This window comes from Sphingopyxis sp. 22461 (genome assembly GCF_052044915.1).
Taxonomy (GTDB): domain Bacteria; phylum Pseudomonadota; class Alphaproteobacteria; order Sphingomonadales; family Sphingomonadaceae; genus Sphingopyxis.
In genome coordinates this window covers 251,095-265,581 of the sequence record NZ_JBQENY010000001.1, presented here as the reverse complement: position 1 = coordinate 265,581, position 14,487 = coordinate 251,095, and the positions used below count along the sequence as shown (strand labels likewise).

At 64.1% G+C, this 14,487-nt stretch carries 11 protein-coding genes; 8 read left to right on the top strand and 3 right to left on the bottom strand.

Annotation, left to right across the window (positions count from 1 at the left end; all coding sequences use genetic code 11):
- Positions 1-158: 158 nt before the first annotated feature.
- Positions 159-3,368 carry a TonB-dependent receptor domain-containing protein gene (locus tag ACTJI5_RS01290; RefSeq protein WP_440859128.1) on the bottom strand — a complete coding sequence of 1,070 codons (3,210 nt, stop codon included), beginning with the start codon at positions 3,366-3,368 and terminating at the stop codon, positions 159-161.
- A 492-nt stretch (positions 3,369-3,860) separates the two neighbouring features.
- On the opposite strand from ACTJI5_RS01290, the gene phaR reads away from it, so the two are divergent.
- From phaR to ACTJI5_RS01270, 4 genes are all read left to right on the top strand, one after another.
- The gene (gene phaR / locus ACTJI5_RS01285; RefSeq protein WP_058538559.1) at positions 3,861-4,406 is read left to right on the top strand and encodes a polyhydroxyalkanoate synthesis repressor PhaR; all 546 of its coding nucleotides are present in this window, start codon (positions 3,861-3,863) and stop codon (positions 4,404-4,406) included.
- A 43-nt stretch (positions 4,407-4,449) separates the two neighbouring features.
- On the top strand, positions 4,450-5,976 hold the full coding sequence (gene proS / locus ACTJI5_RS01280) for a proline--tRNA ligase (RefSeq protein WP_440859127.1): 1,527 nt from the start codon (positions 4,450-4,452) through the stop codon (positions 5,974-5,976).
- A gap of 132 nt (positions 5,977-6,108) precedes the next feature.
- Complete coding sequence (locus tag ACTJI5_RS01275; RefSeq protein WP_440859126.1) at positions 6,109-6,837, top strand: hypothetical protein; 729 nt, start codon at positions 6,109-6,111, stop codon at positions 6,835-6,837.
- A 57-nt stretch (positions 6,838-6,894) separates the two neighbouring features.
- Entirely contained in the window at positions 6,895-9,264 is a 2,370-nt protein-coding gene (locus ACTJI5_RS01270) for a ribonuclease R family protein (RefSeq protein WP_440859125.1), read from the top strand.
- A gap of 82 nt (positions 9,265-9,346) precedes the next feature.
- Here ACTJI5_RS01270 and ACTJI5_RS01265 read toward each other — a convergent pair whose 3' ends face one another.
- Positions 9,347-10,129, bottom strand: a complete 783-nt coding sequence (locus tag ACTJI5_RS01265) for a helix-turn-helix domain-containing protein (RefSeq protein ID WP_440859124.1) — start codon at positions 10,127-10,129, stop codon at positions 9,347-9,349.
- 117 nt (positions 10,130-10,246) lie between these two features.
- Between ACTJI5_RS01265 and ACTJI5_RS01260 the strand changes: the two genes are divergently transcribed.
- Complete coding sequence (locus ACTJI5_RS01260) at positions 10,247-10,636, top strand: hypothetical protein (protein ID WP_440859123.1); 390 nt, start codon at positions 10,247-10,249, stop codon at positions 10,634-10,636.
- Here ACTJI5_RS01260 and ACTJI5_RS01255 read toward each other — a convergent pair.
- Positions 10,633-11,088, bottom strand: a complete 456-nt coding sequence (locus ACTJI5_RS01255) for a universal stress protein (RefSeq protein WP_058538564.1) — start codon at positions 11,086-11,088, stop codon at positions 10,633-10,635. The genes ACTJI5_RS01260 and ACTJI5_RS01255 overlap by 4 nt on opposite strands.
- A 160-nt stretch (positions 11,089-11,248) precedes the next feature.
- Between ACTJI5_RS01255 and ACTJI5_RS01250 the strand changes: the two genes are divergently transcribed.
- The 3 genes from ACTJI5_RS01250 (at position 11,249) to lpdA (ending at position 14,462) form a co-directional block, all read left to right on the top strand.
- Entirely contained in the window at positions 11,249-12,577 is a 1,329-nt protein-coding gene (locus ACTJI5_RS01250; protein WP_440859122.1) for a pyruvate dehydrogenase complex dihydrolipoamide acetyltransferase, read from the top strand.
- Between the two features lie 66 nt (positions 12,578-12,643).
- Positions 12,644-13,072 (top strand): endonuclease domain-containing protein, encoded by a 429-nt coding sequence (locus tag ACTJI5_RS01245; RefSeq protein ID WP_440859121.1) that lies wholly within the window; start codon positions 12,644-12,646, stop codon positions 13,070-13,072.
- A complete protein-coding gene (gene lpdA, locus ACTJI5_RS01240; RefSeq protein WP_440859120.1) occupies positions 13,065-14,462 on the top strand; it encodes a dihydrolipoyl dehydrogenase in 1,398 nt (465 codons plus the stop codon). The genes ACTJI5_RS01245 and lpdA overlap by 8 nt, the downstream gene beginning before the upstream one ends.
- Positions 14,463-14,487: the final 25 nt, after the last annotated feature.

Below are 14,487 nucleotides of genomic sequence, written 5' to 3'. Positions count from 1 at the left end.
CCCAACCGCGCGGCTCTTCGCGCCGCACAGCGATATCGTTAAGGCATAGCCGCATCGCGCAACGGACCGTTGGCGCGGCGCGCTGCATTCCGTCCTGCCTAAAAAATGGGGGACGAGAGCAAGCTCTCGTCCCCCGAATTCTGCGACAGGTTGAGCGATCAGAAGCGAGCGCGGGCACCTGCATAGAAGCTGCGGCCACGGAAGCCGTAGATCGCGCTACCCGCGCCCGTTGCGGTCGAACCGTACGGCGGCATCTTGTCGAGGACGTTGTCGACACCAGCATAGAAGTTGATGTTCGGACCGCCCGACGACTTGTTGACGTCCCATTCGAAACGCAGATCGTGGTAGAAGACGCGCGGGTATTTATCGACATCGGCATAGTCGATGTTCGCCGGCGGAAGGCCGTTCAGTTCGTTCAGGTTCTCATAGGTGTCGAGGTACATCGGCCCGATGTAGCGCATCCGGTATCCGAAGGTGAACGGACCGACGCCCAGGTCGACGTCCCAGCGGAACTCGTCCTTCGGATCGCCCAGTTCGCCGAGAAGACGGTTCTCGAAGTCCGGGTTCACCGAGTCCTGAAAGTTGCTGATCGTCAGATTGTGCGTGTAGATCAGGTTCGTGTTCAGGCTGACATCGTCGGTCAGGGCCGTGCGATAGGCCAGGTTGACGTCGATACCCTCGCGCTTGCGGCGGGCGAAGTTCAACGGCGCCACGATCAGCGAGTTGGTCACAATACGACCCGGCTGATCGCCATTGACCGGAGCATTGGTCAGGTTGCGGCTGAACTGACGGCAGAACACATTGTCGAGCGACGCCGAGTCATAGCAGCTGTTGAGGATCTGCTGCGCCGTCAGCGACGTGATGATGCCGTCCACCGTGATGTCGTAATAGTCGACCGACAGGTTCAGACCCGGGATGAAGCGGGGCTGGATCACCACGCCATAGGTGTAGGAATCCGAGGTTTCCGCGACCAGGTTCGGGTTGCTGCCGCTGACGATGCCGAGCGACTGGTTGACGTCGGTGAGCAGGCCGAGCTGCGCGCCCAGAGCGGCCGTGCAGTTGGTGTTACGGATGCCCGTACCGCGCTGCCCCGGGTTGCAGGGATCGGTGATCGTCTGGAAGTTCGGAACCAGCGGGAATGCCGTTTCCGAAACGTTCGGGGCGCGAACCGCGCGGCTGTAGTTGGCGCGGAAGCGGACATCCTCGATCGGCGCATAGTCGATGCCGGCGTTGTACGAATAGACCGTGCCGACATTGCCCTGATACTTCGCGACACGACCCGCGCCGCTGATCGTCAGTTCATAGGCGAAAGGCACTTCCTTCAGCAGCGGAAGCTGGATTTCGCCATAGGCTTCCTTCACCTCGAAGGGCTTCGGACGGAACGACGGGATCGAAACGCCATTGGTGTAGCCACCGGTGACGAACGGATCCTGCTCGTAGAACGCCCGCTCGTTGCGGTATTCGGCGCCGATCGCGAAGCGGACCGGGCCGCCCGGCAGGTTGAAGAACCCGCTGGTGTCGCCCGCGACAAAGCCCGACGCAATGAACTGCGACAGCCCCGACGACGCGGTGAAGGTGCGGCTGAAATAGTCGATCGCACCGCTGTTATCGAGGCCGCCAAACGGATTGTAAGGCACGCAAGCCGCGATATCGGCAGCAAGGCGGTTCTGGTTGACGACCGGGTCACCGAAGCTGGCGTTCTGGAACCGGACGGCCGAAGCGGGGTCGAACTGCGCACGGCACTGGATCGCGCCGGTGACGGGGTTACGGCCCGCGTCCAGCGAGAGCATGAACCGCTGGCGGTCGATGAAGCCCGTGGTGGTCACGTCTTCGCGGAACTTGCCGTAGTTCATCGACAGTTCGTAGTTCCAGTCATCGTTGAACGTGCCGCGGAGGCCGCCAACAACGCGCCAGGTATCGCGCTGGAACTTTTCGTCGCGAATGCCGACGTCGAGCAGCGAGCGCGCGAGGACGAAGCGGTACGAACCATCGGCGATCGCGGCGCGATCTGCTGCGCTGAGGTTGCCGCCGGCAGGGCAGGTGACCAGAAGGTCGGTCCGGCAGCCCGAAGCCGAGATCAGATTGGCCAGGGTCGTGCGGTCCGCGGGGTTCAGGAACGGGTTATCGAGGCGCGTGCGCTCGCGATAATCGAACTGCTGCAGCGTGCCCTGGATGCCGGCCGGACCAGCGTTGTTGCCGAGTGCGTTGACGCGGTTCCACTTGGCTTCGAGGAACAGTTCCGACTGCTCATTGACCTCGAAACGCGCCAGCATGTTGAAGTTGTAGCGTTCGGTGAACGGCAGCACCGAAAGCAGCTTGCCTTCGCGGCCCGTCTGGCCGTTGCCGCCGGCAATGCCGCCGAGAATGCCTGCACCGTAGCGCGAGCCCGTCTGCGGGACCAGGCGGCCTTCGTTGGTGAAGATATAGGTGCAGTTGTACGGCGTGCCGAGGCTGTTCGGGCCGCCGTTGTTGGCCAGCGTGCCGTTACCGCAGGCTGCGCCCGGGGCGTTGCGCTGGTTGATCGGAACAAGTCCGTTGAAGTGGATGGTCGAGCTGCGGATGTCGCGGATGAAAACGCGATCCGGGAAGCCGTCGCCGCCATTGACGATACCGGCGCCGGCGTCGCCGTCGATCACACCGAAGGCATCCTGACGCTGGAACGCCGGGATGTCCGATGCGAACACGCGATCCTGGCGCGAATATTCGCCATGCAGCGTCACGTTGCCGCGGCCTTCGGCGAAATTCTTGCCGTACATGGCCGAGAAATACTGGTTGCCGCCGAAGCCTTCTTCGGAAATGCCGCCCTGGGCGCGGAGCTGGAGACCGTCATAGTCGCGGCGCAGGATGAAGTTGACGACGCCCGCGATCGCGTCCGAGCCGTAAATCGCCGAATTGCCGCCCGTGACGATGTCGACGCGTTCGATCAGGTCGTTCGGGATGGTATTGACGTCGGGCGACACGGCATTGTTCAAAATGTCGGCGGGAACGTGGCGGCGGCCGTTGACCAGGACCAGCGTGCGCTGGGTGCCGAGGCCGCGAAGATCGAGCAGGTTAAGACCCGCGATACCGATGCCGAGGCCCGGGTTCTGCTGGGCGAACGTGCTGCGCAGCTGGGGCAGGTCGTTAAGGGTGTCGCCGATGTTGGTCTGACCCTGCTGGAAAAAGCTTTCGCCGGTGATCGAGGTGATCGGCACGGTCGATTCGAGGTTCGGACGGCGGATGCGCGAGCCGGTGACGACAATCGTCCCTTCCGAAGCCGCTTCGGCGCTTTCGTCCGCAGCAACGGCCTCTTGTGCCATCGCGGGCATCGCGCTGAACAAAGCAAGAGTCAGGGCAGAGCCCCGCACCAGCAGGCTAGTCTTTTTCATGGTGTATTTCCCCGGTTGGCCGTTCAAAAAATTGGAGAGAACGGATTGCACGCTAGAAAGACGCAAATTTTCGGCGGCACAAGCTTTTGATGTAAATTTTCTGACAGTGGGGAGACTCCGATGCGGCGCTGTGCCATTTTTGCAACACAGCACGCAAGGTCGAGCGCCTGACGTTTGGAATCAAAGTGCTAGTTCGAGAAACGAATGAGCCAAAACAGCGACTTGAAGCAAAAAAAATACCAGAGATTTGATTACGATTGAAACTAAATTGCGTAGAGGCGGGTCAGCCGTCACGAGATCGGTTAGCAAGCCAAAAAATTCTAACCGACGGATTTGGAGCGCAGGGTTCGGAAGAAGAATCGGTTCTTTCACGCGAAAGGCCGCGAATCCGCGCATGTTGCGATGCATCATTATTTGATGCTAATGCGGGGGCTTCGAATGTCCGGGCGGCGCGGTCGCCATTGCACCGGAATATAGGGAGCGCAGGTCAAGATGGCGAAGTCCAGGGCGGGGGCGACGGAAGATGACGTCGTCACGATCAAGAAATACGCCAACCGGCGGCTCTATGATACCGAGCGCAGCTGCTACATCACGCTCGAGGATCTGGGCACGATGGTCCGCGACGGCCGCGATTTCCGCGTCGTCGATGCCAAGAGCGGCGACGACATCACGCACAATGTCCTGACGCAGATCATCATGGACGAGGAAACGCGCGGCGAAACGCTGCTGCCGGTCAATTTCCTGCGCCATCTGATCGGGATGTACGGCGACAAGATGCAGTCGATGGTGCCGCAATATCTCGAAGCCTCGATGACCGCCTTCCGCAAGAACCAGCAGGACGTCCGCTCGGCGCTCGAAGGCGCGCTGGGATCGAACCCGCTCGCCGAATTGACGCGCCGCAATATGGAGATGTTCCAGCAGGCCGCTGGAGCATTCATCCCGGGCGCCGGCGGCGGCGGCAAGGCCAAGGATGCCGAAATCGCCGCGCTCAAGGCCGAAGTCGCCGAACTCAAGGCCGCGCTCGCCAAGAAGAATTAATCGGGCCGCCACGGCGCCCCAGCTACGGAAAATACGGAATATCATGGTCAAACATGCGCTCAGCGTAACCCGGCAGGCCGACTTCGCGGCCTGGTATCAGGATGTCATTGCCGAAGCCGATCTGGCCGAGGAATCGGGCGTGCGCGGCTGCATGGTCATCAAGCCGTGGGGCTATGGCATCTGGGAACGCATCCAGACGGTGATGGACGCAGCGATCAAGGATGCCGGGGTTCAGAATTGCTATTTCCCCCTATTCATCCCGTTGAGCTTCTTTGAGAAGGAAGCCGACCATGTCGATGGTTTTGCTAAGGAAATGGCGGTCGTCACGCACCACCGCCTGATTCAAGACGGCAAGGGCAAGCTGATTCCCGATCCCGAAGCGAAGCTCGAGGAACCGCTGATCGTCCGCCCGACTTCGGAGACGGTGATCGGCGCCGCAATGAGCCGCTGGGTGCAGAGCTGGCGCGACCTGCCGCTCAAGGTCAATCAATGGGCCAATGTCGTGCGCTGGGAAATGCGCACGCGCATGTTCCTGCGCACCAGCGAATTCCTGTGGCAGGAAGGCCATACCGCGCACGCCGACAAGGCCGACGCGATGGCCGAGACGCTGCGCGCGCTCGAAATGTATCGCGCCTTTGCCGAGGATGTGCTCGCGATGCCGGTGATCGCCGGCGAAAAGCCCGAGAATGAGCGCTTCCCGGGCGCCGTTGCGACCTATTCGATCGAGGCGATGATGCAGGACGGCAAGGCGCTGCAGGCCGGCACCTCGCACTATCTTGGCACCGGCTTCGCCGAAGCCGCGAACATCCTTTACCAGGACAAGGACGGCGGCCACAGCCTCTGCCATACAACGAGCTGGGGCACGTCGACGCGCATGATCGGCGGCGTCATCATGACGCATGGCGACGACGATGGCCTCCGCTGCCCGCCGCGCATCGCGCCGCACCAGATCGTGATCGTGCCGATGCTCCGCGACAATGAAGAGGACGCCGCGATCCTCGACTATTGCCGCGACCTCGAAAGCCAGCTGAAGGCGCTCAATGCGTTTCGCGAGCCCGTGCGCGTGCTGCTCGATGCGTCCGCGAACAAGGCGCAGACCAAGCGCTGGGGCTGGGTCAAGAAGGGCGCGCCGATCGTCGTCGAAATCGGTCCGCGCGACGTCGCCGGCGGCAATGTCGCGGTGATCCGCCGCGACCGGCTGTACAAGGACGACGGCAAGCTCAATTCGGCGTTCGTCGCCAAGGGCGACTTCGTGGCCGAAGCGGTGGCGACGCTGGAAGACATCCAGTCGAGCCTCCACGCCGAGGCAAGGGAACGCCTGCATGCGAACATCCGCCGCGACGTCACCGACCTCAAGGCGCATTTCGCCGGCGACGACAAATTCGTCGGCTGGGTCGAGGTGCAGTGGTCGCGGCCGAGCGGCGCGGCGCTCGACGACATCGTTGCCCAGCTCAAGGCGCTCAAGCTGACGATGCGCAACACACCGCTCGACGCCGAGCCGGCGGACGGCGCCTGCTTCTTCACCGGCGAGCCCGCGGTCGAACGCGTGTTGATCGGGCGGACCTACTGAGCGATCGCGCGGCACGGCCGTGAAAACGGTTCGGCGCCTGTCATAAATCTGGTAGGATGCGGCGGCAAGGATCGGGCGATGGACCCGGCCTGCGTCGGGCGCATCCTTAGATTTTTGACAGGGGAAAAGGTCATGAAACGACAGATTGCCGGATCGTCGATCATCGCAGCGATGTTGCTTGGCAGCATCGCGCCCGCCGCGGCCAAGCCGCCTTCGGACATATCCGACCTGCCCGGTTCGCGCGCCGCGGGCGCGGAAACCGCGATGGAATCGCGCGGATATGAAATGACGAAGACCAGCGGCGGCGCGCAATATTGGTGGAACAGCGGAACGAAGACCTGCGTCAGCGTCGTCGTCTCCAACGGACGCTACGCGAACGTCGACAAGACCGATTCCAGCAACTGCGGCCATGGCGGGGGCGGCAGTGCAGCGGCAGCCATCGGCGCGATTGCCGCGGTCGGCCTGATCGCGGCGCTCGCCAGTCACAAGAAGAAGCATGGCGATGGCGACGCCAATCACGACAGCGAATATTCGCGCGGCTACAACGACGGCCTTTATGGCGGTCAGTATGACCGCAGCGACAGCGAAGGCTATCACGACGGCTTCATGGCGGGCGAGGCCGAAGCGTCCAATCGCCGCGCCGCGAACCGCAGCTATGCCCGCGGCGGCCCCGATGCGGCACGCGCTGCATGCGAGCGCCGCGCCGATCAATATCAGAATGCCCCCGGCGGCAGCAGCGTCGCGGTCAGCCAGCGCAGTGCCGGCGGCGGCAATTATGTCTTCACGATGGCGACCGGCCATTATCGTTCGACCTGCACGGCTTCATCGAACGGTCAGGTCATCGACATTTCGCCCTATTGATCCGCGCCCCGGAGTGAGGGGGGTGACGGGCCGCCCGTTACCCCCTATCCGCAGACAATGGCCCGCAAACAATATCACGGACTGCCCAGTCCTGAGCAGATCCTTCGCTTCATCGAAGAGAGCAAGGACGCGGTCGGCAAGCGCGAGATCGCGAAGCATTTCGCGCTCCACGGCAACGACAAAATCGCGCTGAAAGCGCTACTCAAGGACATGACCGACGAGGGGCTCGTCGATCTGGCGCCCGGACGCGCGTTCCACAAGCATGGCGGGCTGCCGCGCGTGACCGTGCTGCGCGTCGCGGCGATCGATGGCAGCAATGTCTGGGCGGTTCCCGAGCGCTGGGAAGCCGCCACGCCCGCGCCGCGCCTCCGCGTGATCGAGCAAGGACGCAAAGGCGCGCTTGGCGTCGGCGACCGCATCCTTGCGCGCACCGAAGAACGCGGCAGCGGCCATGTCGCGCATCCGATGAAGCGGCTCGAAGCCGGCGGCGAGACGGTGATCGGCGTGCTCGTCGAGGATATGGGTCCCGGCGGCAAGCCGATCCTGTGGCTGCGCCCCGCCGACAAGCGCGCACGCTACGACTTCGCCGTCGCCGACAAGGGCGATGCCAATGTCGGCGATCTCGTCCGCGCCGAACTGACCGGGCGCGGGCCCGCGATCAAGGCGAAGGTTGTCGAGCGCCTCGGCGATCCCTTCGCGCCGCGCGCCCTCAGCATGATCGCGATCGCGCGCCACGAAATCCCGCATGTCTTCGGCGCCGAAACGCTCGCCGAGGCCGAGAAGGCGGCGAAGCTGCCGCTCACCCCCGAGGGCCGCGAGGATTTGCGTGACCTGCCGATCGTCGCGATCGACCCGATCGACGCGCGCGACCATGACGACGCCGTCTGGGCGATCCCCGATGACGACACGTCGAACAAGGGCGGCTTCCGCGCGATCGTCGCGATCGCCGATGTCAGCTATTATGTCCGCCCCGACGGCGATCTCGACCGCGAGGCGCGGCGGCGCGGCAACAGCGTCTATTTCCCCGACCAGGTCGTGCCGATGCTGCCCGAGACATTGTCCGCCGGCGTCTGCTCGCTGAAGGCGGGGCAGGACCGCGCGGCGATGGCGTGCCATCTGGTCATCGACAAGCATGGCAAAGTGACGTCATGGCGCTTCACCCGCGCGCTCGTGCGGCTGCGTGCGAACATCGCCTATGAGCACGCGCAGGCGGCCTATGATAAATCCACGTCGCCCCAGCGGAAGCTGGGGCCGCAGGAGGCTGGTCAGGACGCCAGCGATCCCAGCCTTCGCTGGGATGACGATTTAATTCCGGCACTTCAGAATCTGTGGGCGTGCTGGGCGCTGCTCGCCAAGGCGCGCGCGGCGCGCGCCCCGCTCGATCTCGATCTCCCCGAACGCCAGGTCATTCTCGACGAGGCGGGCGGCATCGCCGAAATCCGCGTCCGCGACCGGCTCGATTCGATGCGGCTGATCGAGGATTATATGATCGCGGCGAACGTCGCGGCGGCGAAGGCGCTCGAGGCGAAGAAGTCGCCGGTGATGTACCGCATCCACGAGCCGCCGAGCCGCGAAAAGCTCGTCAGCCTCAAGGATTATCTCGAAACCTTCGAACGGAGCTTCGCGCTCGGGCAAGTGATCACCCCCGCGGTCTTCAACCGCCTGATCGACGGCTTTTCCGAAGACGACCGGTTGCCCGAAATCATGCAGGCGATCCTGCGCAGCCAGACGCAGGCTTATTACGGCCCGGCCAACGCGGGCCATTTCGGCCTCGCGCTCGGCAGCTACGCGCATTTCACCTCGCCGATCCGCCGCTACGCCGATCTCGTCGTCCACCGCGCGCTCGTCGACAGCTATAAACTCGAAGTGCCCGGCAAGCCCAAGGATCTGCCCGCACGCACCGGGCTGGGCGAGGCCGACGCCAAGGGGCTATCGCGCATCGGCGAGACGATCAGCGCGCTCGAACGCCGCGCGATGGAGGCCGAGCGCGAAACCGTCGACCGCTATGTCGCGGCCTATCTGTCGACCAAGAAGGGCGAGATCGTCGCGGCGCGCATCACCGGGGTGCAGCCCTTCGGCTTCTTCGCGACGGTCGACGGGCTCGGCGGCGACGGGCTGGTGCCGGTTTCGACACTCGGCAGCGAACGCTTCTTCTACGACGAAGCCGCGCGCAGCCTCGACAGCGAACATGGCCGCGTCAGCTTCACGACCGGCCAGCGACTCGACCTGCGGCTGATGGACGCAAACCCGATCAGCGGCGCCTTGCGTTTCGAACTTCCCGATGCGCCCGAAGGCGGCTTCCGCAATCGCCCTCCGCGCCGCGACGGGGTGAAAGCAAAGGGCACCGGGAAAGACGGGGTCGGCAAGCATATGGTCGGCAAACGCGGGCGGCCCGCGAATATCAAGCACAAGGGCAAGCGACGCTAACGCATCCCTTCGTCATTCCCGCGAAAGCGGGAACCCAGCAGCAACGTCAGACTGGGTTCCCGCTTTCGCGGGAATGACGAGGTTATGTTGCGGCCAGCGTCTGCAACAATGCCGCGCTCTCCGCATCCGCCGGAAAAAACGCCTCGATCGCCAGCTCGGACAATGTGATATCCACCGGCGTTCCGAAGATCGTCACCGTCGACACAAAGCGAATTTGACCCATCGGCGTATCGAGGATCAGCGGCACCGCAATGCCGTTCGCCGCGCTGCGATGATGCTCGTCTTCCGCGGCGGGATAGCCAGCCAGCTCGTCGCGCAACGCAATCAGCCCGGCGTCGGCGCTCGCATCGATCTGATGATCGAGCCGTTCGAGAAGATGCGCGCGCCATTCGTCCCGATTGACGATCTGCGGCGCCAGCCCCTCGGGGTGCAGCGCGATGCGCAGCACATTGACCGGCGGCGCGAGCAGGGCGGGGGAGACCTGTTCGATCAGGACCGCGATCGCCTCGTTCGCCGCAATCATGTTCCAGTGCCGGTCGACCGCGAGCGCAGGGTAGGGCTCGTGCCCCTTCAGCACATGCTCGACGATCGCGCGCATCCCGGCCATTTCGGGGCTGTCGAGCGGTCGCTCCTGATAATCGGGGGCATAACCCGCCGCGAGCAGCATCGCGTTGCGCGCGCGGTGCGGCACGTCGAGGCAGTCGGCGATTCGCTGCAACATCTGCGCGCTCGGCTTCGATCGGCCCGTCTCGATAAAGCTCAGGTGGCGCGTCGAAATCTCGGTATCGAGCGCGAGGTCCATCTGGCTCATCCGGCGGCGGGTGCGCCATTCGCGCAATTGCTCGCCCAGCGTCGCGACTTGCATGATCGTCTCCTTCGTCCGGAGAGCTATACCTCCGCCTTCCGCATTTCCATTACCTCCGGCGTAATCGACGCCATTCACTTTCGAGTCCAGTTTGAGGAGGTCGAAAGGAGAACCCATATGTCGATCCTCAACCTGAAGAACATCCTCGTCGCCGACGCCATCACCTGCGGAGGCGTCTTTGCCATCGGCCTCTTCGCCGCCGCGCCCGTCGGCGCGCTACTCGGGCTGCCCGAAAATATCGTCGCGATCGGCGGCTGGATCTGCCTCGCCGCCGCGCTCCTGATGATCGTCGCCGCGCGGCAGGCGGTGCCCAATCCGGCGCTGGTCAAGCTTATCGCGATCGGCAATCTCGGCTGGGTCGCGGCGAGCTTCGCGGTCGTCGCGACCTTTGCCGCGCAGATGACCGGCCTCGGCATCGCGGTCGTCGTCGCGCAAGCCTTCGGCGTGCTCGGCTTCGCGATTCTCGAATGGAAAGACGCGGGCGCGCCGCGCAGCCTCGTCGTCTAACTCAACGCATCGAGCCGGGCGATATCGATCCCGCCCGGCACCAGCATCACCGGACAGGGAAGCGTCCCCGCATCCTGTCCGGTGAAATGCGCGACGAGCGGCCCCGGCGCGCCGCTCGCTGCCGTCGCGAGCACCAGCGCCGCAATCTCGTCGCTCGCGCCGATCACTTCGCGCACCACCTCGGCGGGTTTGCCCGACTTCACCATGATCTGCGGCGTGACGCCAGCTTCCTGCACCACCGCATCGGCGGCAGCGGCCACCAGTTCCTCGGCATGCTCGCGCGCCTCGGCCTCGATCGTCGCCTGGACGCCCCCGAACGCGACGAAATCCTGCGGCGGAATAATCGCCAGCACCATCACGCCGCCGCCCGTCCGCGCCGCGCGGCGCGCGGCAAAGCGCAGCGCCAGCGTCGCTTCCGGACTGTTGTCGATCACCACCAGATATGTCCGCATCGCCCCGACCCCTCGTGTTTTTGCTTGGGGCGAAGAGTGCGTCACATTCGTATGAAACGCAAGTTGGCCCGCTAGACCTTGACCGATGCAAGGCTTATGGCGAGGAAGAATCCGTAGCGGCAGGCCCACGCCTGCAAGACTGACAGGGACAAGCCTGAATATGCCAATCGAACTCAAAATGCCCGCTCTCTCGCCGACGATGGAGGAGGGCACCCTTGCCAAATGGCTGGTCAAGGAAGGCGACACGGTCAAATCGGGCGACCTGCTCGCCGAGATCGAGACCGACAAGGCGACGATGGAGTTCGAAGCGATCGACGAAGGTGTCGTCAGCCAGATTCTCGTCGCCGAAGGCACCGACAATGTGAAGGTCGGCACCGTGATCGCGGTGATCGCGGGCGAGGGCGAAGATGCCGGGAGCGCGAAGGCCGCACCGGCACCGGCACCAGCTCCCGCAGCTGAACCGAAGACCGAAGCGCCCGCTCCGGCCAAAGACGTCGCCCCAGCGCAAGCTGGGGCCGCTCCCGCGAGTGCGCCGACGCCAGCGGTCCCAGCTTCCGCTGGGACGACGAAAGATGGCGACCGCATCAAGGCCAGCCCGCTCGCTAAGCGCCTCGCCGCCGAACAGGGCATCGACCTCAAGAGCCTGACCGGCACCGGCCCCGGCGGCCGCATCGTCAAGGCCGACCTCGAAGGCGCCCCCGCTGGCGCCGCGGCACCTGCCGCAACCGCCGCGCCGGCCCCAGCCGCCACCGCTCCGGCAGCAGCACCGGCAACCGCCGGCGCCATCCCCGATTTCGGCATCCCGCACGAAGACGAAAAGCTCAGCGGCATGCGCAAGACGATCGCGCGCCGTCTGACCGAGTCGATGCAGCAATCGCCCCACATCTACCTCACCGTCGACATCCGCCTCGACGCGCTCTTGAAGCTCCGCGGCGAGCTCAACGCCAGCCTCGAAAGCCGCGGCGTCAAGCTCAGCGTCAACGACATGCTGATCAAGGCGCTCGCGGTTGCGCTTGAGCGCGTGCCCGCATGCAACGTCTCGTTCGGCGGCGATGTGATGCGCCAGTATAAGCGCGCCGACATCTCGGTCGCGGTCAGCATTCCGGGCGGCCTGATCACCCCGATCATCACCGATGCCGGCGGCAAGTCGATGTCGAAAATCTCGACCGAAATGTCCGAGCTCGCGGCCAAGGCGAAGGAAGGCAAGCTCCAGCCCAATGAATATCAGGGCGGCACCGCCTCGATCTCGAACATGGGCATGATGGGGATCAAGCAGTTCACCGCGGTGATCAACCCGCCGCAGGGCATGATCATGGCTATCGGCGCGGGCGAGAAGCGGCCTTATATCGTCGACGACGCGCTCGCGATCGCGACCGTGATGTCGGCCACCGGCAGCTTCGACCACCGCGCGATCGACGGCGCCGACGGCGCGCTGTTGATGAAGACCTTCAAGGAACTGGTGGAGAACCCGCTGGGTCTGGTAGCGTGATCAACCCCTCTCCCTTCAAGGGAGAGGGAGGGGCCCGCGCGCGCAAGCGCGTGGGAGGGTGAGGGTATGACGGCAGGCTATTCACAGCTGACGCTGGAACGCGCCAAGGCGCTGCGCCGTTCACTGACCGAACAGGAAAAGAAATTATGGGGCGCACTTCGCGATCGGCGGCTAGGCGGTTTCAAATTTCGCAAACAACAGCCTATCGGCCCCTTCATCGCCGATTTCGTCTGTCAGGAGCAACGCCTGATCGTTGAGGTTGACGGATCGCAACACGCCTCCTCCGAAACCGACGTCCAGCGCGACGGCTATTTGAAGGGCAAGGGCTATCGCGTTCTGCGAGTCTGGAACAATGATGTGACTGGAAATTTGTCGGGAGTTTTGACGGCGGTTCTTGCCGCGCTTTCGGCCCCTCACCCTCCCATTGCTGCGCAATGGGCCCCTCCCTCTCCCTTGAAGGGAGAGGGGATTGATAATGGAGCAGATTTTGGCTGATACCAATTACGACCTCATCGTCCTCGGTTCGGGCCCCGGCGGCTACGTCGCCGCAATCCGCGCGGCGCAATTGGGCCTGAAAACCGCAATCGTCGAGCGCGAGAATCTGGGCGGTATCTGTCTCAACTGGGGCTGCATCCCGACCAAGGCGCTGCTGCGCTCGGCCGAAATCTATCATTATATGCAGCATGCCGGCGACTATGGCCTCGTGGCAGCGCAGATCAGCGCCGACATCGACGCGGTCGTGAAGCGTTCGCGCGGCGTCGCGAAGCAGCTCAGCCAGGGCGTCGCCTTCCTGATGAAGAAGCACAAGATCATCGTGCATATGGGCGAGGGCAAGCTGACCGCGCCGGGCAAGCTCGAAGTGAAGGGCGAGAAGGGGACCGAGACCCTCACCGCGAAGAACATCATCGTCGCGACCGGCGCCCGCGCGCGCGACCTACCGTTCGCGCCCGCCGACGGCAAGCGCATCTGGACCTATCGCCACGCGCTCGTCCCGCCCGAAATGCCCAAGAAATTGCTCGTCATCGGATCGGGCGCGATCGGAATCGAGTTCGCGAGCTTCTACAGCGACATGGGCGTCGATGTGACCGTCGTCGAAATGCTCGACCGCCTCGTTCCCGTCGAGGACGCCGATGTCTCGGCCTTCCTCGAAAAATCGCTCAAGAAACAGGGCATGACGATCTTCACCGGCGCCGGCGTCGAGGAACTGAAGGCGACCGCAACCGGCGTCACCGCCAAGATCAAGACCAAGGACGGCAAGACCGAAAGCGCCGAGTTCAGCCACGCGATCGTCGCGATCGGTATCGTCCCGAACACCGAGAATATCGGGCTCGAAGCTTTGGGCGTGAAGACGACCAAGGGCCATATCGACACCGACGCGATGTGCCGCACCAACGTCCCCGGCATCTGGGCGATCGGCGACGTCACCGCGCCGCCGTGGCTCGCGCACAAGGCGATGCACGAATCGGTGATTTCGGTCGAGGCGATCGCGGGCAATCACCCGCACGCGATGGACCCGCGCAACATCCCCGGCTGCACCTATTGCCGCCCGCAGATCGCCAGCGTCGGCCTGACCGAAGCAAAGGCGAAGGAACTCGGTTACGAGGTCAAGGCCGGCACCTTCCCCTTCATCGGCAACGGCAAGGCGATCGCGCTCGGCGAATCCGAGGGTTTCACCAAGACCGTGTTCGACGCGAAGACCGGCGAGTTGCTCGGCGCGCATATGATCGGCGCCGAGGTCACCGAGCTGATCCAGGGCTATACGATCGGCAAGACCGCCGAGCTGGTCGAGGATGATTTCATCGGCACCGTCTTCCCGCATCCGACGCTCAGCGAAACGATGCACGAGGGCGTGCTCGCGGCCTTCGGACGGCCGCTGCATATTTGATCTTCACCAACCTCGTCATTCCCGC